The organism is Rheinheimera riviphila, assembly GCF_004005945.1.
GTDB classification, from domain to species: domain Bacteria; phylum Pseudomonadota; class Gammaproteobacteria; order Enterobacterales; family Alteromonadaceae; genus Pararheinheimera; species Pararheinheimera riviphila.
In genome coordinates, this window is sequence record NZ_SACS01000004.1 from 76,996 (window position 1) to 102,754 (window position 25,759).

Annotated in this window: 21 protein-coding genes and 1 other RNA gene; 13 read left to right on the forward strand and 9 right to left on the reverse strand. The window is 49.8% G+C overall.

Translation table 11 applies throughout. The features are described from left to right. Positions 1-29: 29 nt before the first annotated feature. Genes dnaE through tilS form a run of 3 tightly spaced genes read left to right on the forward strand, consistent with a single transcriptional unit; the run spans position 30 to position 5,883 of the window. Positions 30-3,497, forward strand: coding sequence for a DNA polymerase III subunit alpha (dnaE, locus tag EOE67_RS05430; protein WP_127698034.1), 3,468 nt, complete (start codon positions 30-32; stop codon positions 3,495-3,497). A gap of 17 nt (positions 3,498-3,514) precedes the next feature. Next, positions 3,515-4,471 (forward strand): acetyl-CoA carboxylase carboxyl transferase subunit alpha, encoded by a 957-nt coding sequence (gene accA / locus EOE67_RS05435; protein WP_068064372.1) that lies wholly within the window; start codon positions 3,515-3,517, stop codon positions 4,469-4,471. Between the two features lie 29 nt (positions 4,472-4,500). Next, the gene (tilS, locus tag EOE67_RS05440) at positions 4,501-5,883 is read left to right on the forward strand and encodes a tRNA lysidine(34) synthetase TilS (protein ID WP_127698035.1); all 1,383 of its coding nucleotides are present in this window, start codon (positions 4,501-4,503) and stop codon (positions 5,881-5,883) included. Here tilS and EOE67_RS05445 read toward each other — a convergent pair. After that, complete coding sequence (locus EOE67_RS05445; RefSeq protein WP_127698036.1) at positions 5,880-6,818, reverse strand: GGDEF domain-containing protein; 939 nt, start codon at positions 6,816-6,818, stop codon at positions 5,880-5,882. The two genes, tilS and EOE67_RS05445, sit on opposite strands and share 4 nt — an antisense overlap. A 143-nt stretch (positions 6,819-6,961) precedes the next feature. Continuing rightward, positions 6,962-8,125 carry a patatin-like phospholipase family protein gene (locus EOE67_RS05450; protein WP_127698037.1) on the reverse strand — a complete coding sequence of 388 codons (1,164 nt, stop codon included), beginning with the start codon at positions 8,123-8,125 and terminating at the stop codon, positions 6,962-6,964. 188 nt (positions 8,126-8,313) lie between these two features. Here EOE67_RS05450 and EOE67_RS05455 point away from each other — a divergent pair, with 188 nt between their 5' ends. The 3 genes from EOE67_RS05455 to ffs all read left to right on the forward strand — a co-directional run bounded on the left by EOE67_RS05455 (position 8,314) and on the right by ffs (position 10,039). Further along, positions 8,314-9,204, forward strand: a complete 891-nt coding sequence (locus EOE67_RS05455; RefSeq protein WP_127698038.1) for a DUF3014 domain-containing protein — start codon at positions 8,314-8,316, stop codon at positions 9,202-9,204. Positions 9,205-9,247: 43 nt separating this feature from the next. After that, on the forward strand, positions 9,248-9,835 hold the full coding sequence (locus EOE67_RS05460; RefSeq protein ID WP_127698039.1) for a 1-acyl-sn-glycerol-3-phosphate acyltransferase: 588 nt from the start codon (positions 9,248-9,250) through the stop codon (positions 9,833-9,835). A gap of 107 nt (positions 9,836-9,942) precedes the next feature. Then, an RNA gene (ffs, locus tag EOE67_RS05465) (signal recognition particle sRNA small type) lies at positions 9,943-10,039 on the forward strand. Between the two features lie 32 nt (positions 10,040-10,071). Here the strand turns inward: ffs and EOE67_RS05470 are convergent. Both EOE67_RS05470 and EOE67_RS05475 read right to left on the reverse strand, forming a co-directional pair. Then, positions 10,072-10,326, reverse strand: coding sequence for a DUF2496 domain-containing protein (locus EOE67_RS05470; protein WP_127698040.1), 255 nt, complete (start codon positions 10,324-10,326; stop codon positions 10,072-10,074). Next, positions 10,286-10,594: a late competence development ComFB family protein gene (locus EOE67_RS05475; RefSeq protein ID WP_127698041.1), complete on the reverse strand. Its 309-nt coding sequence runs from the start codon at positions 10,592-10,594 to the stop codon at positions 10,286-10,288. Before EOE67_RS05475 ends, EOE67_RS05470 begins: the two co-directional genes overlap by 41 nt. A gap of 173 nt (positions 10,595-10,767) precedes the next feature. Here EOE67_RS05475 and EOE67_RS05480 point away from each other — a divergent pair, with 173 nt between their 5' ends. Then, a complete protein-coding gene (locus tag EOE67_RS05480) occupies positions 10,768-11,871 on the forward strand; it encodes a tryptophan 2,3-dioxygenase family protein (protein ID WP_127698042.1) in 1,104 nt (367 codons plus the stop codon). A 38-nt stretch (positions 11,872-11,909) separates the two neighbouring features. On the opposite strand, the gene EOE67_RS05485 is transcribed toward EOE67_RS05480, so the two are convergent. From EOE67_RS05485 to dinG, 4 genes are read right to left on the reverse strand one after another with little or no spacing between them, the layout of a single operon-like run. Further along, positions 11,910-12,836, reverse strand: a complete 927-nt coding sequence (locus tag EOE67_RS05485) for a histone deacetylase family protein (protein WP_127698043.1) — start codon at positions 12,834-12,836, stop codon at positions 11,910-11,912. Then, positions 12,836-13,474: a primosomal replication protein PriC gene (gene priC / locus EOE67_RS05490; protein ID WP_127698044.1), complete on the reverse strand. Its 639-nt coding sequence runs from the start codon at positions 13,472-13,474 to the stop codon at positions 12,836-12,838. The genes EOE67_RS05485 and priC overlap by 1 nt, the downstream gene beginning before the upstream one ends. Continuing rightward, positions 13,471-14,250 (reverse strand): sulfite exporter TauE/SafE family protein, encoded by a 780-nt coding sequence (locus tag EOE67_RS05495; protein ID WP_206099455.1) that lies wholly within the window; start codon positions 14,248-14,250, stop codon positions 13,471-13,473. Before EOE67_RS05495 ends, priC begins: the two co-directional genes overlap by 4 nt. 2 nt (positions 14,251-14,252) lie before the next feature. Next, on the reverse strand, positions 14,253-16,292 hold the full coding sequence (gene dinG, locus EOE67_RS05500; RefSeq protein ID WP_127698046.1) for an ATP-dependent DNA helicase DinG: 2,040 nt from the start codon (positions 16,290-16,292) through the stop codon (positions 14,253-14,255). Between the two features lie 355 nt (positions 16,293-16,647). On the opposite strand from dinG, the gene EOE67_RS05505 reads away from it, so the two are divergent. Continuing rightward, positions 16,648-19,611, forward strand: coding sequence for a TonB-dependent receptor domain-containing protein (locus EOE67_RS05505; protein WP_127698047.1), 2,964 nt, complete (start codon positions 16,648-16,650; stop codon positions 19,609-19,611). 169 nt (positions 19,612-19,780) lie between these two features. On the opposite strand, the gene EOE67_RS05510 is transcribed toward EOE67_RS05505, so the two are convergent. Then, positions 19,781-20,095: a hypothetical protein gene (locus EOE67_RS05510; protein WP_127698048.1), complete on the reverse strand. Its 315-nt coding sequence runs from the start codon at positions 20,093-20,095 to the stop codon at positions 19,781-19,783. Between the two features lie 296 nt (positions 20,096-20,391). On the opposite strand from EOE67_RS05510, the gene EOE67_RS05515 reads away from it, so the two are divergent. The 5 genes from EOE67_RS05515 (at position 20,392) to dnaX (ending at position 25,535) form a co-directional block, all read left to right on the forward strand. After that, positions 20,392-20,787: an HvfA family oxazolone/thioamide-modified RiPP metallophore gene (locus EOE67_RS05515; RefSeq protein WP_127698049.1), complete on the forward strand. Its 396-nt coding sequence runs from the start codon at positions 20,392-20,394 to the stop codon at positions 20,785-20,787. Between the two features lies 1 nt (position 20,788). Next, complete coding sequence (locus tag EOE67_RS05520; RefSeq protein ID WP_127698050.1) at positions 20,789-21,658, forward strand: HvfB family MNIO-type RiPP peptide maturase; 870 nt, start codon at positions 20,789-20,791, stop codon at positions 21,656-21,658. Between the two features lies 1 nt (position 21,659). After that, a complete protein-coding gene (locus EOE67_RS05525; protein ID WP_127698051.1) occupies positions 21,660-22,412 on the forward strand; it encodes an HvfC family RiPP maturation protein in 753 nt (250 codons plus the stop codon). Between the two features lie 282 nt (positions 22,413-22,694). Beyond that, positions 22,695-23,246, forward strand: coding sequence for an adenine phosphoribosyltransferase (gene apt / locus EOE67_RS05530; RefSeq protein WP_127698052.1), 552 nt, complete (start codon positions 22,695-22,697; stop codon positions 23,244-23,246). A gap of 57 nt (positions 23,247-23,303) precedes the next feature. Next, on the forward strand, positions 23,304-25,535 hold the full coding sequence (gene dnaX, locus EOE67_RS05535; protein ID WP_127698053.1) for a DNA polymerase III subunit gamma/tau: 2,232 nt from the start codon (positions 23,304-23,306) through the stop codon (positions 25,533-25,535). Positions 25,536-25,759 lie beyond the last annotated feature (224 nt).

Genomic DNA, 25,759 nt, shown 5'->3' on the forward strand with positions numbered 1-25,759 from the left:
TCTAATTCACAGCATTAGCAAGGACAAGCATGGAACCGGGTTTTGTTCACCTGCGGGTACACAGCGATTTTTCGATGATCGACGGCGTCAGTAAAATTAAGCCGATTGTCAGTGCTGCCAAAAAGTTAGGCATGCCGGCATTGGCGCTGACCGATCAGATGAATATGTGTGGCCTGGTGCGGTTTTACAGCACCGCGCATGATGCCGGTATCAAGCCGATCGTTGGCGCCGATGTTTGGGCGCAGCATCCGTTGTTTCCGGGTGAAGCCTGCCGGATGCTGATCCTGGCGGCCGACAACGAAGGGTATCAGAACCTGACGATGCTGCTATCCAAAGCCTATTTGCGTGGCCATGTGGCGGATAAACCACAAATTGACCACGATTGGCTGATTGAACACAACGCCGGGCTGATTGTGCTTTCTGGCGCTAAAGACGGCCCGCTCGGTAAAGCCTTAATTAAAGGCAATAAAGGCAGCAGCGATCAACTGGTGGCCTTTTATCAGCAACATTTCCCCAACCGCTTTTTCCTCGAAGTGACCCGCACCGGTCGGGTTGATGAAGAAATTTATCTGCAACAAGCCGTCACGCTGGCTGAAGAGACAGGTTTGCCGCTGGTCGCCACCAATGAAGTGGTGATTTTAACCGCCGATGATTTTTCCGCGCATGAAATCCGCGTTGCTATCCACGATGGTTATACGCTGGAAGATAAGCGCCGACCGAAACATTACAGCGAGCAGCAATATTTACGCAGCAGCGAAGAAATGCAGGCGCTGTTTCATGATTTACCGGAAGCGCTGGCCAACTCGGTCGAAATCGCCAAACGTTGTAATGTCACGATTCGACTCGGCGAATATTTCTTGCCAGCTTTTCCAACCGGCGGCATGACCGACGGCGACTTTTTGGTTTTAAAATCACGCGAAGGCCTGGAAGATCGTTTATTGATCCTGTTTCCGGATGCAGCAGTGCGGGTTGAAAAACGTATTCCTTATGATGAACGGCTGCAAATTGAACTCGACGTCATCAACCAGATGGGTTTCCCCGGTTACTTCCTGGTGGTGATGGAGTTTATTCAGTGGTCGAAAGATAACGACATTCCGGTTGGGCCGGGTCGTGGTTCGGGTGCCGGTTCTTTGGTGGCTTATGCGCTGAAAATCACTGACTTAGATCCGCTGGAATTCGACTTACTGTTCGAACGGTTTTTGAATCCGGAGCGGGTGTCGATGCCCGACTTCGACGTCGATTTTTGTATGGATCGCCGCGACGAAGTGATTGAACACGTCTCCGACATGTATGGTCGGGAAGCGGTGTCGCAAATTATTACCTTCGGTACCATGGCGGCAAAAGCGGTTATTCGCGATGTTGGCCGGGTGCTGGGCCATCCTTATGGCTTTGTCGACCGCATTTCCAAGCTCATTCCGCCAACGCCAGGCATGACACTGGAACAAGCATTTATTGAAGAGCCGCGTCTGCCGGAGCTCTATGCCGCCGATCAGGAAGTCAAAGATCTGATTGATATGGCGCGTCGTTTAGAAGGTGTGACCCGGAACGCCGGTAAACATGCCGGTGGCGTGGTGATCGCACCGACTAAAATTACCGATTTTGCCCCGGTGTATTGTGACAGTGAAGGCAATAACCCGGTCACCCAGTTTGATAAAAACGACGTTGAATATGCCGGCTTGGTGAAATTCGACTTCTTAGGTTTGCGCACCCTGACCATTTTGCAATGGGCAGTCAATATGGTGAACGAGCGGCACCTCAAAGAAGGCAAGCCGCCGGTTGATATCACGCAAATTCCGCTGGTCGATAAAAAAAGCTACGACATGCTGATGAAAGCGGAAACCACCGCGGTGTTCCAGCTGGAATCGCGTGGCATGAAAGATTTGATCCGCCGACTGCAGCCCGACTGCTTCGAAGATATGATTGCACTGGTAGCGCTGTTCCGGCCGGGTCCGCTGCAATCGGGCATGGTAGATAACTTTATCGACCGTAAACGCGGCCGCGAAGCGATTTCGTATCCGGATGCTACCTGGCAACACGAATCGCTGAAACCCATTCTGGAACCAACCTACGGCATTATCCTGTATCAAGAGCAGGTGATGCAGATTGCCCAGGTGTTGTCGGGTTATTCATTAGGCGGCGCCGACTTATTGCGCCGGGCTATGGGTAAGAAAAAACCGGAAGAAATGGCCAAACAGCGTGATACCTTCCAAAATGGCGCTGCTGATAACGGCGTTGACCCCGAACTGGCGATGAAAATCTTTGACCTGGTGGAGAAATTCGCCGGTTACGGCTTTAACAAATCGCACTCCGCCGCCTACGCGCTGGTGTCGTATCAGACGCTGTGGATGAAAGCGCATTTCCCAGCCGAATTTATGGCCGCAGTAATGTCAGCGGATATGGACAACACCGACAAAATCGTTACTTTGGTCGATGAATGTGAGCAGATGAAGCTCAAGCTGATCCCGCCTGACGTCAATTCCGGTTTATATAAATTCACCGTCAATGAGCTGGGCCATATCGTTTATGGCATTGGCGCGATTAAAGGCGTGGGTGAAGGCCCAATCGAAGCCATTATTGAAGCGCGCACTCAAAAAGGCGCTTTTGTCGATTTATTCGATTTCTGCGCCAAAGTGGATTTAAAAAAGCTTAACCGGCGTGTCATCGAAAAGCTGATATTATCGGGTGCAATGGATAGATTAGGGCCACACCGGGCATCACTCATGGCAACGCTGGAAGAAGCGATGAAAGCTGCTGAGCAGCATGCCAAAGCCGAGGCCGTTGGCCAAAGTGATTTATTTGGTTTGTTGTCACCGGAACCTGAAATGTCGGCCAAAGCCTTTAAACAGGTGCCGATCTGGCCGGACGAAGTCTGGCTGGAAGGCGAGCGGGAAACGCTGGGTTTGTACCTGACCGGCCATCCGATCAACCGGTATTTAGCTGAACTGCATCATTACAGCAGTTGTCGGTTAGTTGAAATGCAGCCGGGCAGACGCGACCAAACCGTGCATGCCTGCGGTTTGGTGGTGTCGGTGCGGGTGCTGATTAATAAAAAAGGTCGGCGCTGGGCTTTAGTGCAGCTGGATGACAAATCGGCGCGCTTAGATGTACGTTTTTTCCCCGAACAATTCGAGAACTTCGAGCATCTGCTGCAAAAAGACCGGGTTTTGGTGGTTTCTGGACAGGTCAGCTTTGATGATTTCAGTGGCGGCCTTACAATGACCGGCCGCGAAGTGGTCGAAATCACCCAAGCGAGGGAAAAATGTCTTAAATCCCTGTTGGTTATGGTAGATTCAGCGCAGGTCGGCGCCGATTATTTACCGCGGCTGCAGCGGGTACTAACCGAATTTAAAGCGGGCACTGTACCGGTACAGGTCCGCTATCAACGCCAGGAAGGCGCTGTAACGATGGCTTTGGGAACTGAATGGTGGGTAACGCCCACAGACGCTTTGTTGCATCAGTTAAAACAATTAGCAACAATACATCTTGAATTTAACTAGGTAGGTAGTGACAGTCGATGATGCTGAATTATTTAGAGTTTGAGCAACCGATTGCGGAACTTGAAGCAAAAATAGAAGAACTGCGCAAAGTCAGCCGCAATGGCGAGTTCGATCTCGGCTTGGAAGAAGAAGTGAACAAGCTCAAAGAGAAGAGCCTGACACTGACCAAAAAAATCTTTGCTGAGTTGGGTGCCTGGCAAGTTGCGCAATTAGCGCGGCACCCGATGCGTCCTTACACGCTGGATTACATTAAACACATTTTCACTGATTTTGACGAACTAGCGGGCGATCGTACTTTTGCCAATGATGCCGCTATTGTTTGTGGTACTGCGCGGTTAGGCGAGCGCACTGTGATGATCATCGGCCACCAAAAAGGCCGTGATACCCACGAAAAAATTAAACGTAACTTTGGTATGCCACGGCCGGAAGGTTATCGTAAAGCGCTGCGGATGTTCGAAATGGCCGAGCGTTTTAACATGCCGATCATTACCTTTATCGACACGCCTGGTGCTTATCCGGGCATTGGCGCTGAAGAACGTGGTCAGAGTGAAGCCATTGCCCGCAACTTAAAAGTGATGGCAGGTTTAAAAGTACCGGTGCTGTGTACCGTCATTGGTGAAGGCGGTTCTGGTGGCGCCTTAGCCATTGGTGTTGGCGATCAGGTCAACATGCTGCAATACAGTACTTATTCGGTGATTTCACCTGAGGGTTGTGCGTCTATTCTGTGGAAAAGCGCCGAAAAAGCGCCGTTAGCTGCAGATGCGATGGGCATTACCGCACCACGCTTAAAAGAGCTAAACCTGATTGACGAAATCATTCCGGAACCATTAGGCGGGGCGCATCGTGCCCACGAGCAAATGGCGGCCAGTCTGAAACAAGCCTTACTGCGTGATTTAGCCAAATTGGATAAATTATCAGTTGCTGAACTCTTGGATCGCCGTTATAAACGGTTGATGTCCTTCGGTTACTGCTAAACAGGAAGCCGCCTCGTGCGGCTTTTTTTATGCCTGATCTAACAAAAGAACCCATCAGCCCGTTGCTGCGTGAACTTGACGCGGCCATTGCACTGCAGCTGCAAAGTTATGCCATTAACAACGTGGTGTTGGGGCTCAGTGGCGGGCTGGATTCGATGCTGCTGTTACAGCTGTTAGTGCGCTGGCAGGCCGCTGCGCCGAACCGGCAATTGCAGGCAGTGCATGTCCATCACGGGTTAAGCCCAAACGCCGACGCTTGGGCAGAATTTTGTCAGCAACAATGCGACAAACTTGGCGTACCGCTGCAAGTTCAGCATATTCGACTTGCCACCACCGCCAACATCGAAGCACAGGCGCGGACGTTACGTTATCAAGTATTGACTGAGCAACTCGCCGGTGCTTCCCACTGCGCTGTACTAACCGCACACCACGCCGATGACCAGCTGGAAACCTTGTTGCTGGCATTGAAGCGCGGCAGCGGACCGGCCGGACTTGCCGGTATTGCCAGTGCTAAGCCGGTGGCCGATGGTTGGATCTTACGCCCGTTATTAAATTTTCCCCGTGCACAGCTGGTTGCCGCTGCGACTACATTGCAGCTGCAGTGGATTGAAGATGAAAGTAATCTGGATCCCCGGTTTGAGCGCAATTTCCTGCGCCTTGAAGTACTGCCACTGCTCACCCAGCGCTGGGGGTCATTTGCTTCGACCACCAGTCGCAGCATGCAACAGCTGGGGCAGGTGCAACAACTCAACGATCAATTACTGCAGCGGCAGTTGGCGGAAATTTCCAGCGCCGACCGGTTATCACTGCAAGGCTTAGCGCAGCATGATGATTTGACCCAAAGCATGCTGCTGCGGTTATGGCTAAAACAATTTGGGTTAAACCCCGGCAGCGACCGGCTGCTACGGGTCAAACAGGAATTAATCCAGGCGAAAGCCGATGCCGAACCACAAATTATGTTGGACGGTCATAGTCTGCGCCGCTTTGCTGGTGAGCTGTATTTGTTAAACCCGGCACAGCAACAATTTGCTATGGCAACAGCACCCAGTCTGCAGCCCTTGTTGCCGGGGGAGAGTGTGACGCTATCGGATGGTAGAACGATGTTATGGCAAACGCAGCAAGCAGATTTTGGGGTTGATGCCAATTATTGGCCGTTGGCGGTGGCGACCAATACATCATTAGAATTAGGCTTTGGCTGGCTTAATTACCGTTTCAAACCAGCAGGTTATCCGCACCATAAACCGCTCAAACAATGGTGTAAGCTTTGGAAGGTGCCGCCCTGGCAACGTGGCTCCGTGCCGTCAATCATTGCCGGGCAGCAAATTTTACTGGTGGTCGATTTCGAAGCCGCTTGCACCACGACCGAAGCGCAAAGTTGGTTGTCGGTCAGTGCAAGGCCCCGTTTAGATTAAGCTTTGGCGAGTTCTGCCACGGTTGCGGTGGTTTTTGCAGATTGCCGTACCAGGTTTTTACCGGCTTGTTTTGCCTGATATAACGCGCTATCCGCACGATTAAACAGACTTTTGCAATCTTCCAGTTCAACCAATTGTGCCAATCCGGCACTGGCAGAAACGCCAAATTTGTCACAGGTATGATGCTGAGATATCGCTTTGACCAACCGGTGCGCCACGAGCTCGGCACTGGCTGCGTCTTCCGAAGTCAGCAATACTGCAAATTCATCACCACCAAAACGGAATAAATTGTCGCTGACCCTTAAGGTATTGCGCATGGCATCGGCCACCGCCAACAACACTTCATCACCGGCATGGTGTCCGTGGTGATCATTCACCGCTTTGAAGTTATCTAAATCCAGTAGGATCAACGCACAAGGCTGCTGTTTTCGTTCAGAAAATTGCACCGCTTTTGCAAAGGAATCATCAAAAAAGCGTCGATTGCCAAGGCCGGTCAACGTGTCTTTTAATGCCAGCTGCTGTAAACGGGTGACCACCAACGCATTACGCAGCGGAAACAACCATTGGGTTTCCAGCTCGAGTAACCGGCGCTGCTGTAGCGGGCTGATTTGCACTTCACTTTGGTACACCAATTCAGCCAGACATTGATCGTTCAGTAACAGCATGCTGCGATATTCATGCTCAGCTGGATACGAACCTGCCGCGCTGAACACGCCAACCGCGGTATGCATTTCAATTGCCGTCAGCGGCAAAACTTTGCCAGCGGCCATCGAGAAAATTTGCAGCTGCTGCGCCAAATCAAGGCTGGTTTGCAGTTGTTCAACCAAACCAGGGCCAACAGTATTGGTCAAATGTGACCAATTTGGTTTTGATGTGACGCTGGCGTAACTTGGTACGTGATCCAGAGACATTTCGCTAAAGCTGAACAATTCCATCAGCCTGCTCCTGTAATAGAGTGATATTCGTACAGAGCAGGATCTATGCCACTAATTAATAGTGATGAAATACATATGGTTACAATTGTAGATTTGTTGCCGTCGCGTGGATGTCAGTGATTTGACGGCAATATAGTGCCTGTTTAGGTTTGCGGTGCTGTGGTCTCGTCTGGGTTTGGCGCCAAAAATGCCATAATCTCGTCTATTTGCTGCATTGCGTCGTCATACCCTAATTCAATCAACCGCTTGGTAAATGACTTCTCAAATAACAGGTAACTGGCGAGGCTGGAGTCCGAGTGCTGTTTAATACCGATACAGCGTAATAACGAGCGCACGGCCATGGGTAACGCCAGATAATTTTCGCTGGCCAACTGATTAAAGTTGGTGCTGGGGTTAATCAGTAAACTTTGCACCGGTTTCAGTTCGGTTTTGATTTGATGCTGCTGTAAGGTCTGAATGGTTTTATTCACCCGCAACATCCGCTCCAAATCAGCGGTTAAAGTATCTGAGAAAATACTGTCCAGCAGGTGACCAGCGATGGTGGATACATTGGGGTGATGCGGCATTTGCTGTAAATGTTCGCGGCGTCTTGGTTGCTCCAGCCCAATAATTAAAATTTTGTCGGCGCCAAGATGAATCGGGGCACTCAGTGGCGCCAATTGATTGACGCTACCGTCGCCATAATAATGTTGGTTAATCCGCACTGATGGCATCACCAATGGAATAGCAGCGGACGCCATCAAATGGTGAATTCCTAATAAAGTGCGTTGACCACAACGCCGGGAGCGCTGCCACTCAGGCGCGTCTTTAGATTGGAAAAACGTAATAGAATCGCCGCTGTTATAACAGCTTGCCGTTACAGAAACGCTATCGAGATAACCGCCCATAATATTCCGGTCCAGTCGCTTTAAATCCAGCAGTTCGTTCAGTAGCAGTTTCAGCGGTTTATTATCAAGCAACGACACCGGTTTATGATTGGCATAATCCGCCTGAAATGCGCTGAAAAACCCCCGCAGCAGATGATAAGAGGCGCGGAAATAATCGGAATAGTAGACATGATGGGTATGAAAATTTTTCCAGATCCACTCCAGCTTTCGCACCCCTAAGTGAAAACAACTGGCGTAACAGGCGACCGCAGTGCCGTTAATAGCACCGGCCGAGGTGCCACAAATAATCTGAAACGGCGATTTACTGTTGCGCGGATATTGCTGTGCAATCGCTTTGAGCACACCAACCTGATAAGCGGCTCTGGCACCGCCACCGGTCAGCAATAACGCGATTTTTGGGTTTTGCTTTAAATCAGTCATACAACACGACAAACAGCCTGCGGCTTTAACTTTACTTTGCTAACTATTGCCGACTTTACCAGACAATGCAACGCTCTGATCTACAGAAAGAATCTGCTATCTATATCAAGATGCAACTGCCGGTGGAACGCTACCGGCGCTTCGGGTACAGTAGCAGGCTGTTGTTATTCGTTTTCTAGGAGGGATCTATGTCAGAGCGCACGCCAACTCATCAAACTCAAGCCAAAGGCTCAGGGCAACGCTGGATCGGTCCGGCAGCGGCCGTCATCATTTTAGCCGCAGGCGGTTGGTACCTGTTAAAACCAGCTCCGGTGCCGGTCGTCGTGGCAGAAACACCAGCAACCACACCCGCAACAACAACCCCCATTTCCGAGCCGGCGGATGTGTTATCAACAGCACAAGAGCCAGACGATGAAATCAGTGCTCAGGCTGCGGATGCTGGCATTGACGGCACCGCATTACCCGCCGAGCAAGAGGTAACTGCCACTGAGCCGCTGCCGGCACTGGACGAGTCTGATATGGTGGTCAAACAAAAACTGCTGGCACTGCCATGGAAAGCAGGCTTGTCATCGTTGTTTGTCAGCGAAGAAATGGTCCGGCGGTTTGTGGTACAGATTGACAATATTGCGCAAGGTCGGCTGGTACCGGAACAAGCAATATTTAAAGGTTTAACTCAGGATTTCAAAGCGACGCAAAACGGCCAGCAGTATCAGCTGGATATCGCCAATTATCAGCGTTATCAGCGTTATTTGGACCTACTGGAAAGTGCGCCAAAAGCGGAGGTAGTGGCGCTGTTTAATCAGCTGTATCCGCTGCTGCAACAGGCTTATCTGGAGCTTGGTTATCCGGAAGCGCAATTCCGTGATCGGGTACAACAAGCAATTCAGCAGCTGTTAGCGGCGCCGGAAATTGCTGATGGCCCGATGTTGGCGCTGGATTCGGTGCAATACACTTTTGCCGATGGTGAAATCGAACAACTGTCGATGGCGCACAAACAAATGGTGCGGTTAGGCCTGAAAAATCAGCAACGGCTAAAATTGCTGCTGGTGGCTTATCAGCCGTTGCTGGCAAAAAAATAGCAATGTAAATAAGCGAAATATTGGCAGAAGAAGGTTGTCGTCAATGAAACACTGGCCAGAGTTACCGCTACAATCGCCACGGCACCAGAGTCCGGCGGCGCAAAAATTTGGTCGTTGGTTATTAGACAAACTCGGTTGGCAAATCGAAGGTAATTTGCCGCCGTTGTCAAAACTGGTGATAGCGGTGGCGCCGCATACTTCGAACTGGGATTTTGTGATTGCGATGGCGGCGAGTCTGGCGCTGGGGGTGAAAATCTCATTTTTAGGCAAACACAGTATTTTTATCTGGCCACTGCGCAATTGGTTACTGCGCTGGGGTGGCATCCCGATACGCCGCACCGAGCGACATGGCGTAGTGGAACAAATCGCCCGCCAGTTTGCCGAGCAGCCGCAGTTGATCCTTGGCGTGTCGCCGGAAGGCACCCGCAAAAAAGTCGCGGTGTGGCGCTCAGGTTTCTGGAATATCGCCAGAACCGCCGGTGTTCCGATCCAATTGCTTGGCCTGGACTATGCGCAGAAGAAGTTGGTATTCGGACCGTTGCAGCAGACCGGTGATAATTTCGAGCAGGACTGTCAGCAGATGCGGTTGTTTTTTCAGCAAATGACTGCGAAAAAACCAGAATTTGCATGATGTGTTGCGAAGTATGGGTTGCGATGCCGGGCAGATTTGCGCATAATGCGCCCGCATCGAAGGTAAGCCTCGACTTATCACCAAGCATTTTTACACAATGGTGGCCTTATCGGTCCTCTCGCAATACTAGTACGTGAACCCGGTCAGGTCTGGAAGGAAGCAGCCGAAGCGTATGACGTGTGTGCCGGGATGTGGCTGGTAAGGCTACCACCCAAATTCCTCAGCGCTCCCAGTGTTTAATCTTGTCTCGTTGCCGTTTGTTGTTCTACCAACAAAGCCCTTTGAAAATCCTGTTGTACTATCTCCAGCGCCGCCAGAATGACTGCCGGTGGCAATTGTTGTTGTTCCAATAACATAATTAAATCAACGGCTAACTGAATTTCGACGGCTGCCTGCGCCAGCGGCACAGGCGTATCTGCCGTCGATACTGTATGCGGTGTGAGATTGGGCTCAGGCGTCAATCGCAGTAGCACCGGGAGCGGTTTGATCATCAGCTTTCAGATTGTCCGGACTGTCTAAAAAGGCGCGGCCTTTGGCGACGGCGTCTTTCACCCGGGTCACCATTTCAAAACGTTCGGTTTGTGGCAGGTAAAAGGCTAAATCCACCTCATAACGAATATATTTACAGGGCAGCTGGTTCAGGACGATGCAGGATAAATCGGCCAGATATTCAGGATCCTGATCCGTTAATCCCAGTTCCAGCAGGTGATCAAGCATCAGTTTTTCATAATAGTTGTGGATATCGTCATGTAGTTTCATCAACTGCTCCATCGTCGGTAGCGGTCAAACCGGTTGACCTGACTGGTTTTTTTGTTCGGCTAAGCATAAACCCTCACCGGCAAAAATGCCACAGCTGGTCAGACTGACATTGTGCCCGATGCACTGCTACAATGCGCGGTCGCAATTAAGGCCATCGGCCGGAACTCATCATCATGCAAAAAAATACCACGCCTTGTTATTACGGCGATTACCTGCAACTGGATAAAATTCTGACGGCACAAGCGCCGGAAAGCGCCAAGTATGGCAATGAAGCCCACGATGAAACCCTGTTTATTGTGGTGCACCAGGTGTACGAACTGTGGTTTAAGCAAGTGTTACACGAGTTAAAATCAGTGTTGTCAGTCTTCGCCGCCACCGAAGTGAAGGATGAACAACTGACTGGCGTGGTACATAAATTAAAACGGGTGATCACCATCCAGCAGCTGATGAACCAGCAAATTGGCGTGATGGAAACAATGACGCCGCAGGATTTTATGTCATTTCGCGACTATCTGGTGCCGGCTTCCGGCTTTCAGAGTGTGCAGTTTAAAATGTTAGAAATTGGTCTGGGTCTGAAAAGTGGCTATCGGATTGATTATGATAAAAATTCTTTTTACAGCCGCCTGAATGAACAGGACCGTTTATTCCTGCAAAGTCTGGAGCAACAACCGAGTTTATTTGAGCAGGTCGAAAAATGGCTGGAACGGATGCCGTTTTTAGAATTTGGTGATTTTAGTTTCTGGCAGATGTACCAAAACGCTACCACCCAAATGCTGGATGAAGACGAACAAACGGTGCGCAGTATTATTCAGATTGCCGAGCACGAACGTGAGTTGCAGCTGGGCGAAATTGACAAAACCCGCGCTAAATTTGCCGCTTTACTGGATAACGATAAATATCAGCAGTTACAACAGGATGGCAGTTTCCGGCTTAGTCAACGTGCGATGCTGGCGGCGCTGTTTATCAGTTTATATCAGGAAGAGCCGGTGTTTAATCTGCCATTTCAGGTGCTGACTTGCCTGACCGAAATCGACGAGAACCTGACCATTTGGCGTTATAAACACGCGATGATGGTGCAGCGGATGTTGGGGACCAAAATTGGCACCGGTGGCTCATCTGGCCATGATTATCTAAAGCGCACCACGGAGAAAAATCGGATCTTCACTGATTTATTCCATATGGCGACTTTTTTACTGCCAAAAGCCAGCTTGCCGCAACTGCCGCAGACCCTAAAACGTCAGCTTGGGTTTTACTTTGCGGGGGCTGGGCAGCCGTAAATTGGGCTGATGCCCACTGCGGTAAACAGACGTTGCTGTTAAGTCGGAATATCGACAGGTAACTGAAGACTCACAAAAGCCGCTTTAAATAGCTGCAAATGGACGGCAGTTAATGCCGTCAAATCCCGCTGATAACCACCACCAATCACGGCGGCCAGCGGGATTTTTAAATCGCGACAACGATGAATAACAAGTTGGTCGCGCGCCAGAATGCCTTGGGTGCTTACCGACAGCAAGCCCAAATCATCCTGCTGATGAATGTCGACGCCGGCGTCATACAACACCAGATCCGGCTGATGCAGCGCTAGTAAATAATCCAGACTTTGTTGCACCGCTTCCAGATAAGGCGCATCGGTGCAGCCGTTAGGCAGTGCCAGATCCCAGTCCGATTGCTGTTTTCGTGCCGGAAAGTTTTTCTCACCATGCAAAGATGCGGTAATGATCTGTGGATCATCGGCAAAAATCAGCGCGCTGCCATCGCCCTGATGCACATCACAATCAAAAATCAGAATTTTATCGACGCCTTGTTGTTGCAGCACCCGCGCAGCAACGGCCAAATCGTTAAATAGACAAAAGCCGCTACCTTCACTGGCAAATGCATGGTGATAACCGCCACTTAAATGCAGTGCTAAGCCATGTTGCAGCGCAAGTTGCGCGGTTTGAATGGTGCCGCCGACCGAACGCAGGCTGCGGTTAATCAGAAACTCTGACCAGGGAAAACCAATCCGCCGCATCGCTTTGGTGTCAAGCTGCCCTGAGCACAATGCTTCTATATAAAGAGGGTCATGGACCAACGCCAGTTCCGTGCGGGTTGCCGAAGTCGGTTCAACAAAACAATCGAGGGGCACGCCAGCCGCTAACAATGCCTGATATAACGCACGGTATTTGCCGATCGGGTAGCGGTGCCGGTCGGGCAATTGTAAGGCGCTGTAGCAGGCGTCATAAATAAGGGGTGGCCAGTGCATCAGAACTCGCGTTTTTGTTCCAGCCACTGAATTTCTGCTTCCAGCTGGCCGATGGCTTTACGACAGCGGCCAAGACGGGCATGCAACGCCAGTTGCCGTGCCGGGTCTTGTTGTTCACGAGCCGCTTCGTTGATTAAATCCAGCAACCGCCGCTCAAACTCATGGGTCTCACTAAGTTTTTGATAAAGTGCCTGATGTGAACCACCGAGCTCGGCTAATAATTGCCCGGCACGTTGCCGTTGTGGTGTCGTTGGTGCTTGCGCTGCGGTTTTCGCCGGGCGCCATTTAGTTTTTTCACGCTGACGTACATCAAGACAAGCAAAAGCCCGCCCCAGCGCCTGCATTTGTGCCGATAATTTTTCAGCTAGACGCTGTTGGTTTTGTTGTTGAATGATCAACAATTCGCCTGTACCACGAACAGGTTGTTGCAGCCGTTGCAGTAGCTGCATTGCTTCTTGCACATAATCAAGCAGCTGCGGTGAGTGGCATTGAAATAACTCAGAATCAAACCAGTCGCGACGCTGCCAGGCCGGTGCTTGCTGATCAATTCTACTGGCCTGACTGGCGAGCTTTAACAACTGTTGTTCCAGCTGGTCGGTGAGTAGCTGCCACTTATATAGAGAAGTGCTGCTGGTCATGCGGAAAACCAGGTTTGCCAAATCAGCCGCAGGGCAATCGCCATCACCATCACAATAAACAGTGGTTTGATCAACTTACTACCAAAACGAATGGCGGTGTGTGCGCCGAAGTAAGATCCCACCATCAGACATAACCCCATCGCCAGCCCCAGTTGATAATGGATATGGCCCAGCAGTGCAAAGGTCACCAAAGCAAAGCCGTTACTGACAAAATTCATCGAACGCGCGACACCGCTGGTCAGCAGCAGATTGATTTTATAAAGCGCCATCGTCGACACCATCCAGAATGAACCGGTACCAGGCCCTGCGATGCCATCATAAAAGCCAAGCGTTAACCCCTGCAGCCGCTGTGTCCAACGATTTTTGCGGTTTTCGACCGGCAGCATCAGCTGATCATCAGGCTGGACTTTGGCGAATAAACTGTAAATTGCGGCGATTAAAATCAACACCGGCAGTACTTTCTCTAAGGTTTGTTTGCTGATTTGATCCACCACCAACACCCCAAGGCAGGCGCCGATAGCGGTCGCCAGCAAGGCGTGACGCCAATATTTGGGGTCAAACAATTTTTTGCGGTAGTAGGTCACTGAAGCGGTCAGCGAGCCAAAAGTCGCCGCCAGTTTGTTAGTGCCAAGCACCAGATGCGGTGGTAAGCCAGCAGTCAGCAGGGCGGGGACCGTTAATAAACCGCCACCACCAGCAATAGCATCGATAAATCCCGCGATAAAAGCGACCCCACACAGCACCAGCCATAAACTGGGTTCAAGCGCAAATTCCATGATTATCCGTCAATTTGTTGCCGAAACGGCGGGAGTGCTTTTAGCATGGCGCTGCCATACGATTTGGTGACTAAACGTCGGTCCAGAATCACAATTTTGCCTTGATCCTGTTCCTGCCGCAGCAGTCTACCACAGGCTTGCACTAGTTTCCTCGCCGCAGCGGGTACCGTTAATTGTAAAAATGGGTTGCCGCCACGTTTGGTGACAGCTTCTGCCATCGCTTCTTCAAATGGCGAAGTCGGCACCGCAAAAGGCAGTTTGGTGATGATGAGGTTCGTTAACAAGGCGCCTGGTAAATCGAGACCTTCGGAGAAACTTTGAGTGCCAAATAAAATACTGCCGTTGCCGCCGGTAATTTTCATTTTATGCAAATCAAGCAGCGATTGCCGGCCGGCTTCGCCCTGGACTAATAAGGTAAATCCTTGTTCTCGTAACGCTTTCGCCACCTGTTCCATCTGCCAGTAACTGGCAAACAGCACCAGATTACCCACCTCTTTATCCAGATATTGCGGCAATACGGTGATGAGTTCCGCAGTAAATAAATCGGAACTTGGTTCAGTGTTGAGTTTAGGAATATGGATTAAACCCCGTTCGGCATAGGCAAAAGGCGAGCTGACCTGCAACGTTTGTAAACCCGGATGGTCGGTGAGACCCAATTCACGTTTGATGTAATCAAATGAATTTAAAGAGGTTAAGGTGGCAGAGCACAACAGCACCGCATGCGCTTGCGAGAACAACAATTCATCCAGCTGGAAACTCACCGACAAAGGGCAGGCATGGCCACGAATTTGTTGGTCGCGTTGACTGAGCCAGCGCGCCTGATTGACATAGCTTGTTTGTGGCATCGACCACAGCTGCCACAGCTGATGTTGCCCGGAAAACTTTTGCTCCAGTACTGACAGTTCATGTTGCAGCGGTAGCAGTACTTTATTGCGTACCTTGCCTTCGCTGGCGAGCTCCAGTAATTGCTGAAACAATTTTTCGATACAAGACATCAACTTGCCGCTGTGTTCAGCCAAAGTGTCGGCCTGGCGCGAAAACAGCTCAGGCAATACCGCATCGACAAAACGGTGATGCGGCGAGTTGGCAAACCACTGGCTTTGTTTGCTGATCGCCTGTTGCATCGGTTTCAGCAGATTAAAAAAGTCCTGCGACAATTCGACCAATTTTAACGTTTCACGAATGGCACCATGGTGTGTCAGATTGCTCTGTAAATTCTGATACAGCTTGTCGATTTGTTGCTGCCAATAACTGCAATCGATATTGAGTTGGGTATCTGCGGAAAATAAATCGCGACCACAATCGGCCAAATGATGCGCTTCATCAATCACATAAATGCATTCTTCGGGTTTTGGCAAAATACTGTTGCCTGAGGCTAAATCGGCCAACAGCAACGCATGATTCACCACCAGCACCTGACTATTATCGATTTCCGCCCGCGCCAGATGAAAAGGGCAATTTTTATGAGCCGGATGTTGTTTATGGCAATGATAAGCATCGGCCTGAATGCCAGCCCAGGCTTGATCGGTGAGTTGTACCGGTAATGAGTCACGATCGCCCAACCAGCTGCGGTCGTCCCAGGCTGCTTGTAGCTTGGCTAGCTGCGCCGGATCACTGGCTTGCCACTGTGGCAGTAAGTCGGGCTGTAATAATTGATCACGCAATCGCTGCACACAAGCGTAGCGCTGGCGGCCTTTAATCAGGGTAAATTCAAAGGGAAGTTTGCTGTGACTTTGGAAAAATGGCAGATCTTTAAATACCAGCTGTTCTTGCAATGCCACTGTTGCCGTTGCTACCACCAAAGTTTTTTTCTTATTGAGCGCCAGTGGAATGGCGGCCAATAAATACGCCAGCGATTTACCGGTACCAGTACCGGCTTCGATTAAACCAATCCGATCGTGGCTATGATAAGAGCCGGCAATGATATTGGCCATTTCAGCGACCAGTTTGTTTTGAGAAGGGCGTGGCTGATAGCCCGGTAACCCGGTTTTGATCAGTTGATGGATGGATTTGATTTCAGCTTTCAGTCCGGCGCTCAGCATAAAACTACTTGTATAAATTTACAGGTATATCATTGTAAACAGTCGGTGGATGACGTGCAAACGCAGATGAACGTCAAAAAAACGGCGACGAGACGCAAGTATTCGTTAGCAAAAGCCTGACCCTTTATTAACCAAACAACATTTGAATTTACTGGACGGAACTATTTACAGTGATTGTCGTGACGTGACAACGAATTAAAGGTTTTGTTCCATCAAAATTGTTGACCTTTGAAAAAAAATACGTTTATTATCGAAGTCGGTTCACGGAAACGTTCCGTAACAGTTCGCCTGAAAGTAGATGATTCAGGCTAAAAAAATAGAATCACTGATAACAGTGGTCCAGGGAGAATAAAACATGTTTGCTGCGAATAAACTATCAAAGTCGGTAAAAATCGCGCTGGTCTTAGGGGTTGCCTCACCTCTGTTCTTTTCTCAGGGCGTTGTAGCCCAGGAAGAACCAGCTGCGGATCAAACAGTAGAAAAAATTCAGGTAACCGGTAGCCGGATCCGTAGTGCCAACGCCATGTCGACCAGTCCTATCGCGACCATCGGCGAAATCGAAATCAAACAACAACAGCAACCTGAAGTTGAACGTATTATTCGTAACCTGCCATCTGCGCTGCCAGGTGACGGTTCAAACGTAAACAATGGTTCTGGTGGTGCTGCGACAATCAACTTACGTGGCCTGGGCCGTAACCGTAACTTGGTTCTGATGAATGGTAAGCGGATGGTTCCGTTTAACACTGCAGGTCATGTTGATACTTCTTCTATCCCAACAGCACTGATCGACCGTATCGATCTGGTGACTGGTGGTGCATCAGCCGTATACGGTTCTGATGCAATTTCAGGTGCGATGAACGTCGTTCTGAAAAACGATTTCGAAGGCGTTGAATTCGAAACAGGTCATTCTCGTTCAGCTGAAGCTGATGCGTTCTCTCAAAATGCCAGCCTGACATTAGGTGGTAATTTTGATGATGACAAAGGTAACGCCGTTCTGTCTCTTGGCTGGTTAGACCGTGATTCTCTGTTGTTAGGTCAGCGTCCTCTGGGTAACCTAGGTATTGTTACTGCCAACGGCGCGAACTATCAAAATTACCTCGATGGTATTGCTCCAACTCCACCAGCTGATCCAGCGTGTGGTGGTCCAGGTGCAGTAGCAGCAGGTGGTTCAGGTACTACGGTGCCAACGCGTATTGGTCTGTTTGGTGTGCCATCCGTTGCCGGTCAGTTCCGTGACGGTGGTAACATTGGTGCAAACTGTTCGGTGTTTAACTTCAACCCGTTTAACTACTACCAGACTCCAGCTAAGCGTTACAGCGCTACAGCATTGGCACGTTACAATCTGAACGACGAACATACTGTATACACAAACGTAAACTACGTAACGACTTCAGTCGACACGCAAATTGCGCCATCAGGTATTTTCGGTACTGCCTTCTGGATCCCAATGGCAAACCCGTTCTTCAATACTCAAGCACGTAATTTCATCCTGAACGGTGCAAATGCTGCGAAGGGTAGCATGAATGCGACTAACTGGCGTGATACCAACAACAACGGCGTTGTTGACCAGGCCGACTCATTACGTCTGAATATTTTCCGTCGTACTGTTGAGTTAGGGGCTCGTTCTACTGGTTATGATTCTGACCAATTCCAGTTCGTTACTGGTCTGGAAGGTTTCCTGACTGATACCTGGGCCTATGAAGTTTCTGCTCAACACGGTCAGACTAAACGTCTGGACGTGAGCGCTGGCTACACTAACGTTGCAAACATTGCAAACCAGCTAGATGCAGTGAACGAAACGACTTGTCGTAATGGCGATTCAAGCTGTGTGCCAATCAACTTATTCGGTGGTTTCGGTTCTATCACTGAAGAAATGGCGGCTTATGCCCGTGCAACTGCTTTCGTTGCAACTGAATATCAACAACGTGTGGTTTCAGGTTCTATCAACGGTCCATTCGACGCTATCGTTTCTCCTTGGGCTGATTCACCACTGTCAATGAGCTTCGGTTATGAGTGGCGTGAAGAGCAAGCATACTCTAACCCAGACGAATGTTGGAAATTAGCACCTGCCAGCTGTTTAGGTGGCGCTGGTGGTAACCAACTGCCAGTAGGCGGTCTGTTTAAAGTGAACGAACTGTTCACTGAAGGTAAAATGTCGCTGGTTGAAGACGGCTTCATGACTGATGTTCTGGAACTGGAATTCGGTTACCGTCATGGTAACTACAACACAGTTGGTGACAACGGTTCATGGAAACTGGGTCTGGCATGGCGTGTAAACGATGAATTGTTAATCCGTGCGATGAACAATGCCGCGACACGTGCACCGAACGTAGGTGAATTATTCGCGCCACTGACTTCAGGTCTGGATAACGCGACTATGGATCCATGTTCTAAAGCCAACGCTGCCAATTTAGCTACTAACGCAACTTTACGTGCCCGTTGTTTAGCAACTGGTATGACTGCTGCTCAAGTAGGCGCAATTGATGACATCATCTCTGGTCAAATCAACGTGTTCTCTGGTTCTAACCCAACCACACCACCAGATGCTGAAGATGCAAAAACCACCACAATCGGTTTTGTATGGACACCTGAGTTTGATGGCGTTGAACGTGTAAACTTGTCTATCGACTACTACGACATCAACGTTGATGGTTATATCGGTACCAACACACCACAAGAAGTATTGGATGGCTGTTATGTACTGGGCAACCAGGCACAGTGTGATCTGATCACTCGTGACGGTGGTACGCTGATTTCTGATATCTCTGGTATCGAGCAGTACATCACCAACCTGTCTTACCTGAAAACGACTGGTTATGAAGTTCAATATACTTTTGGCTTCAACTTAGCGTCTATGGGTACACTTGATTTCTCTGGTCAGTTAAACCATTACTTAGAAAGTGAATCTTTAAGTTCACCTACTTCTGAAGTACTGGACTGCAACGGTTACTTCGGTACCAGCTGTGCACCACAGCACGAAACTCGTGCTAACCAGCGTGTGACCTGGAACTACGAAGATTACTCTTTAGGCCTGTTGTGGCGTTGGATGAGCGATCTTGACCGTGCACCAGAAGAAGCTGCAAGCAGTTTCGCTGCGTTCCGTCATATTGGCTCTTACAGCTACTTAGACATGTACGGCAGCTACCAGATCAGCGAAGCAGTTAAAGTGAACTTTGGTGTGGATAACCTGTTAGACCGTGAAGCTCCAGTTGTTGGTGGTGAAGCTGCTTCTACTTCGTGGAACAGCGGTAACACCTTCCCATCACATTACGACATGGTTGGCCGTACTTACCGCATGACTCTGAACGTTAAGTTCTAATCTGCGTAGTACTGGTGATAGTACTGGTGATAGCGCTGTAAGGTGCTGACACTGAAAAGTACGCTACGAACCGCCTGAACATCCAAAGTGTTCAGGCAGCGTGTAGGAAGAATAAAAAAACCGCCTTCACCGGCGGTTTTTTATATTTGATGGGGCGCAGAGGTGCTGGTCATGCCGAGCAATGCTGACAGCGTTGCCGCGCTGGATCGTGCAATAAAAGTGCTTTTTCGATACGGTGCTCGCAATCGCAGCATAAACCGTACAAACCCATATCGATTAAACTAATGGCGGCTAGCAATGCTTCCAGTCGCATTGCTTTATGTTTTAACTGTGGTGTCAACCAAGGCTGTAACAATTCTGGCCAGTGACTAAGCGGATCCTGTTTAAGCTTTAATGACAGAGTGCCAAATTCAGCCGGATGATCTTGCTGAATATACTGGACTATTTGCAGTCGCAATTGCTGGATCTCTTCAAGCATTTGCACTCTGAGCATCCTGGTCATCGCCTTTGGCATCTCAAACCTCAAATTACGTTGCTGGGACTTGCCTGATTGTGGTTAGTTTTGGCATTCAATGATCTGATACAGATCAAAGCGAAAGACATTAGCAAGCGCAGTGCCGATACTTTATGCTTAACATGCAAAGTGCATATTTTTAGATAACACCCAAAATATGTCGGTCATTTTTTTGCACGCTGAAATTTTATCGCGTCGATGCAGGTCTACTTAATGCAGTCGGGACACAACCCGGCCAACCTCAACCACAGCAAAGGATTAAGATCATGACAACAATCAATCGAAAAGTTACCGCAGCGGTAGGTGTTTTTGTTTTAGGTTCGCTGAGCAGCATAGGTTCGGCGCAAGCGCTTGATTTTACTGCGACTGAGTTAAGTGGTGGTTATCAGCTGGCAGCGACGGAAGCTTCTTGTGGCGCTGATAAAACCAAAACCGATGATAAAGCCAAAGAAGCAAAATGTGGTGCCGACAAAGCAAAAGCCACTGTCGATAAAGCCAAAGAAGGTAAATGTGGGGAAGGCAAGTGCGGCGAAGGCAAATGTGGTGCCGACAAAGCTAAAGCTGCAGCCACCGATAAAGCCAAAGACACCGCTGAAAAAGCCAAAGAAGGCAAATGTGGCGAAGGGAAATGTGGTGAAGGCAAATGCGGTGGCATGAACTAACATGACTGCGTTTGGCGGGGTAGGGCTTGGGCTGCGACGGGAGCTATTGGATCCGGTGTTGCAGCATAAACCAGACATCATTGATTTTTTTGAAGTCGCCCCGGAAAACTGGCTGCCGTTTGGTGGCAAGCTCGGTCAGAAGTTTCGCGCTTTGACCGAGCAACATCGCTTTATTTGTCACGGCTTGTCGTTATCGCTGGGCAGCCCGGATCCGCTGGATCTGGAGTTTCTGGCCGCGGTGAAAACCTTTCTCAAAACCCATCAAATCAAGCTTTATAGCGAACATTTAAGTTATTGCTCGGCTGGCGGACATTTATACGATTTAATGCCCATTCCTTTTACCAGTGCAGCAGCGCGTTATGTGGCAGGGCGCATTCGTCAGGTGCAGGACGTGCTGGAGCAGCAGCTGGTGATTGAAAATGTGTCCTATTATGCTGCGCCAGGTCAGGAAATGTCGGAGCTGGATTTTACGCTGGAAGTACTGCAACAAGCCGATTGTGGCTTGCTGCTGGACGTCAACAATGTCTATGTCAATTCGGTGAATCACAGCTATGACGCCCGGGCATTTATCGCCGCGATGCCGACACAACGACTGGTATACGGCCATATCGCTGGTCATTATCGGGCGTCAGATACTTTGCTGATCGACACCCATGGCGCTGCGGTGGTAGACCCGGTGTGGCAGCTGTTAGAGTTTGCCTATCAGCGGCATGGCGAATTTCCAACTTTGCTTGAGCGCGATTTTAATCTGCCGGAGTTAACTGTGTTGGAGCAGGAATTATTGCAAATCAAAAGCTTGCAGCAACAAGCTTCAGTCGCACAAACCTCAACACAACAAACCTCGCTAAAATCAATAACGGCAGTTGGATAACATGAGCGACTTTCAGCAGATCCAAAGCCAATTTGCCGCTGCCATTCGCGATCCGGCACAGCCACTGTTACCCGGTGTTTCACCAGAACGGATGGCTGTGTATCAGGAACTGTTTTTTAACAATGTCCTTAATTTTGTCAGCAGTGCTTTTCCAGTGCTCAGCACTTTATATAGGGAACCGCAGTGGCACGCTAAAACCAGGTTGTTTTTTCAAAGCAGCAATTTGCACAGCCCATATTTTCTGGATATCGCTGAGAGTTTTTTAAACTGGCTCCAGCAACAACAGCTTGCGCCTGAAGACCCCCCTTTTTTACTGGAATTAGCACATTACGAGTGGATCGAGCTTTATCTGGCAACCGCGCATCGGCAGTGTCACCAGCCGCTGCTTATGCAGACAGAAGCGCAGCTAGCAACCAGCCAACTGGCCATGGATGAACTCGCGTTGTTGTTGTGTTATCAATATCCGGTCAGTCAAATCAGCGCAACATTCAGACCTGAACGGCCAGCGGCACCAAGTTTATTGCTGGTGTATCGAGATTTGGAAAACGAGATTAAATTTATGGCGTTAAATCAATTAAGTGCCAGTTTGTTGCAGCTGCTGATCAATACGCCTGGCGCCCGTTTGGCGGAATTAACTACCAGCTTGCAGACGTTAGCCCCACAATTAACCAACCAGCAGATTGGCGAAGGTGCGCTACAATTGCTGCAGGATTTGGCGAAGAAAGGCGTGATCCGAGCTTTTCAAGCTGCGTAAAATTCATTACCATGTCCGACCTTAATTTCAACTCTGATGAACAACGGGAATTCCCTGATGGCAGATGCAAATTTCAAAGAATCTTTTGGCGTGGTGCAGTTTTTGTTATTCCTGGTGGTGTTCACAGGTTTATTGTGTCTGGTGCCGATTTTGCGCTGGTTACAAATTCTGGGTTAAGCCACTTTTTGATCAGAAGAACCGCCGGTTGGCGGTTTTTTTGTCACTAGCCGCAGCACACCGTCTGCCATTGATGTTTTATATCTTTTTAGAGTGACCACGATTATGAGTCAAGCAACAGCGTTCACCACGATGCTCGAACAGGTAATTAAATCAGTACCGGACTATCCAAAACCGGGCATTTTATTTCGCGATGTGACCAGTCTGATGCAGGATCCGGTGGCTTTTGCCGCGGTGATCGACAACTTCAAACAGCGTTATGCCAATCAGGGTTTTACCAAAATTGTCGGTACTGAATCCCGTGGTTTTATCTTTGGTGCGCCACTGGCGTATGCCTTAGGTGTTGCTTTTGTGCCAGTGCGTAAACCGGGCAAGTTACCGCGTGAGCGCATCGCCGAAAGTTATCAGCTGGAATATGGTCAAGACACGCTGGAAATTCACCTGGATGCGATAGTGCCTGGTGATAAAGTATTGTTAGTTGACGACTTATTGGCGACTGGTGGTACTATTGATGCCACCACCAAATTAGTGCGCCGTTTAGGTGGCAACGTCAGTGATGCTGCTTTTGTGGTGAATCTGCCGGATTTAGGTGGTGATCAACGTCTCGCGGCGTTACAGTTAAATGTCTATAGCCTGATTGATTTTGCTGGCCACTAAGCACTGAATTTGCTGCTGGGCCTTTCAGGCCCGGTTGTTGGTAATCAAGGAAAGCAGATGAGTTATCAGGTGTTAGCGCGAAAATGGCGGCCACAAAACTTTGGCCAGCTGGTAGGGCAGGACCATGTCAAAGCGGCCCTGACCAATGCGCTGACCCAGAACCGTCTGCATCATGCCTATTTATTCACCGGCACCCGTGGTGTCGGTAAAACCACCATCGCGCGGATCTTTGCCAAAAGTCTGAACTGTGAACAAGGGGTCACCGCGACACCTTGTGGTGTCTGCAGTGCCTGCGTTGAAATCGACAAAGGCTACTTCGTTGATTTACTTGAAATTGATGCCGCTTCGCGCACCAAAGTTGAAGATACCCGCGATTTACTCGACAACGTGCAATACGCACCTAGCCGTGGTCGTTACAAGGTTTACCTGATCGATGAAGTGCATATGCTGTCCAAACACAGTTTTAATGCGCTGCTCAAAACGCTGGAAGAACCACCGCCACACGTAAAGTTTCTGCTGGCGACCACCGATCCGCAAAAATTACCCATTACTGTCTTATCGCGTTGCCTGCAGTTCAGTTTAAAAGCGCTGAGCCAAAGCCAAATTAAACAGCATCTGGCTTATATTCTGAGCGAAGAAAAAATTGCCGCCGAAGATGAAGCGCTGGCGTTATTAGCGCGCGCCGCCAAAGGCAGTTTGCGGGATTCACTGAGTTTAACCGATCAGGCAATTGCCCAAACCAACGGCCATATTGAACTGGGGCCAGTGCGCGAAATGCTGGGGTTTTTGGAACAATCCTGGGCTGAATTATTACTGCAAGATGTGCTGAACCGCGACTTGCCGTTGATGCAACACCATTTGATGCAGCTGATGACGCAGCATAGCCAGGTGCATTCGGTGCTGGACGATATGCTGTCGCTGTTGCATCTTGCTGCGTTGTGCCAGTTCCAGCTCAGTGCAGCTGAACTTGCTTTGACCGAGTCGGCGTTTGTACGAGCCGTGGCAAAATCGCAAAGTGCTGAAGCTATTCAGCTGTATTACCAGCTGTTGTTGTCTGGCAAAAAAGATTTACCCTATGCCCCGGATGCTCGTACCGGCATTGAAATGGCGTTATTGCGCGCAATTGCCTTTGTCCCGGCGACGCCTGGCCAGGATATCACCGAAAACACCACGCAGAGCGGCCGTGCTGCGGCACTTTCTGCTGCAGGCTTACCGACGATGACAGCTCCGGTTGCAAGTTCGACGACAAGCCCTGTTGCAGTGCCGGTTCAGGCTGCTGTTGTTGCCGATCTACCTGTTGCCGAACCACAAACAGCGCCTGTGGATACCGTTGCGGATCCAGCGACACCACAAATTGACCCGATCACGGCCAGTATTATTGCTCGTCGTGCACTGGCGGCTACTGCCGGAGCTGTTGACGAAAAAAAGTCTGAGCGCCAACCGGCGCCTCAGCTTGCGAAACCAGTTGCACCGCAGATTACAGTTACGGCTGTATCTGCAGCACCGCTGACAATTCCAACGCCAACTCCAGCACCGGCGCCAGTTACTGCTGAAGAGCAAGACGATGAATGGCAGCCAATCACGACCATGGCAGTCATCAATACATCCGTCGACAATCATGATCCCGATGAAGAGCCAGATCCGGTGGCTGATAGCGCCGGTGGTGATTGGGCCTGGCAGCAATATCAGGCGGATGAACCAAGCTCTGATCCCGACAAAGATAAAGCGTCAGCGAGTGACGAGGCGCAACCAATCCGCCATGCACTGCTCGATAGTTTGCAGGTACTGGACCAGGACAATACCGATTTCTCTGCTGAATCCGTGCAGCATGTGGCGGTCGCCGACATCAGCAGCCAGCCGCTGTATTTTCATGGCAGCATCGACGCCGGTAATTTTGCCGTTAAATATGCCAGTCAAATAGACCCATGGGCAGCGCGGATTGATCAGCTGGCTATTGGCGGCCTGATGCGGCTGTTTCTGTTACATGCCAGCGCTGAGCTGCACGGCTCGCAGCTAAAACTGCAGGTGATGGCCAGTCAACGCCATTTGGATAACGAGAAGAACCAACAGACGCTGCAAACGGTGTTGTCTGGTTCTTATCAACAACCGCTGACACTCGACATCGAATTTTGTGAACAAGTACCAGATTGCCCGATCGCTATTCAGCAGCGGATTGACGAAGCACGCCGGATATATGTCGCTGCAGTACTGGCGGCAGATCCGTTGGTGCAGGCGCTGCAACAACATTTTGCCGCCGAATTAGTGGCAGATAGCTTGTTGGTTAATTAGCCGACCATTGCGCGCAAAAGGCGGGATCCCTTGTATTTTGACTGTGATCTGATTATCGTGTCGCCCAGAACAAAGTGTAGCAGCGCACAGCTTGTCACTGCTGCAGTGAAGCGTCATACCGCCATTTGACCCGACGTTTCCGGTAACTATCTGACCATCGCCAGCGGGTTGCAGCAGATCCGAATTGCCGCGATGATCCAAGCCTAACGCAAAGAGAGAGCACA

Bases quoted from the DNA above. Each gene is read 5' to 3' on its own strand.
- dnaE (WP_127698034.1), top strand. From the start codon at position 30: ATGGAACCGGGTTTTGTTCACCTGCGGGTACACAGCGATTTTTCGATG.
- accA (WP_068064372.1), top strand. From the start codon at position 3,515: ATGATGCTGAATTATTTAGAGTTTGAGCAACCGATTGCGGAACTTGAA.
- tilS (WP_127698035.1), top strand. From the start codon at position 4,501: ATGCCTGATCTAACAAAAGAACCCATCAGCCCGTTGCTGCGTGAACTT.
- EOE67_RS05445 (WP_127698036.1), bottom strand. From the start codon at position 6,818: ATGGAATTGTTCAGCTTTAGCGAAATGTCTCTGGATCACGTACCAAGT.
- EOE67_RS05450 (WP_127698037.1), bottom strand. From the start codon at position 8,125: ATGACTGATTTAAAGCAAAACCCAAAAATCGCGTTATTGCTGACCGGT.
- EOE67_RS05455 (WP_127698038.1), top strand. From the start codon at position 8,314: ATGTCAGAGCGCACGCCAACTCATCAAACTCAAGCCAAAGGCTCAGGG.
- EOE67_RS05460 (WP_127698039.1), top strand. From the start codon at position 9,248: ATGAAACACTGGCCAGAGTTACCGCTACAATCGCCACGGCACCAGAGT.
- EOE67_RS05470 (WP_127698040.1), bottom strand. From the start codon at position 10,326: ATGATCAAACCGCTCCCGGTGCTACTGCGATTGACGCCTGAGCCCAAT.
- EOE67_RS05475 (WP_127698041.1), bottom strand. From the start codon at position 10,594: ATGAAACTACATGACGATATCCACAACTATTATGAAAAACTGATGCTT.
- EOE67_RS05480 (WP_127698042.1), top strand. From the start codon at position 10,768: ATGCAAAAAAATACCACGCCTTGTTATTACGGCGATTACCTGCAACTG.
- EOE67_RS05485 (WP_127698043.1), bottom strand. From the start codon at position 12,836: ATGCACTGGCCACCCCTTATTTATGACGCCTGCTACAGCGCCTTACAA.
- priC (WP_127698044.1), bottom strand. From the start codon at position 13,474: ATGACCAGCAGCACTTCTCTATATAAGTGGCAGCTACTCACCGACCAG.
- EOE67_RS05495 (WP_206099455.1), bottom strand. From the start codon at position 14,250: ATGGAATTTGCGCTTGAACCCAGTTTATGGCTGGTGCTGTGTGGGGTC.
- dinG (WP_127698046.1), bottom strand. From the start codon at position 16,292: ATGCTGAGCGCCGGACTGAAAGCTGAAATCAAATCCATCCATCAACTG.
- EOE67_RS05505 (WP_127698047.1), top strand. From the start codon at position 16,648: ATGTTTGCTGCGAATAAACTATCAAAGTCGGTAAAAATCGCGCTGGTC.
- EOE67_RS05515 (WP_127698049.1), top strand. From the start codon at position 20,392: ATGACAACAATCAATCGAAAAGTTACCGCAGCGGTAGGTGTTTTTGTT.
- EOE67_RS05520 (WP_127698050.1), top strand. From the start codon at position 20,789: ATGACTGCGTTTGGCGGGGTAGGGCTTGGGCTGCGACGGGAGCTATTG.
- EOE67_RS05525 (WP_127698051.1), top strand. From the start codon at position 21,660: ATGAGCGACTTTCAGCAGATCCAAAGCCAATTTGCCGCTGCCATTCGC.
- apt (WP_127698052.1), top strand. From the start codon at position 22,695: ATGAGTCAAGCAACAGCGTTCACCACGATGCTCGAACAGGTAATTAAA.
- dnaX (WP_127698053.1), top strand. From the start codon at position 23,304: ATGAGTTATCAGGTGTTAGCGCGAAAATGGCGGCCACAAAACTTTGGC.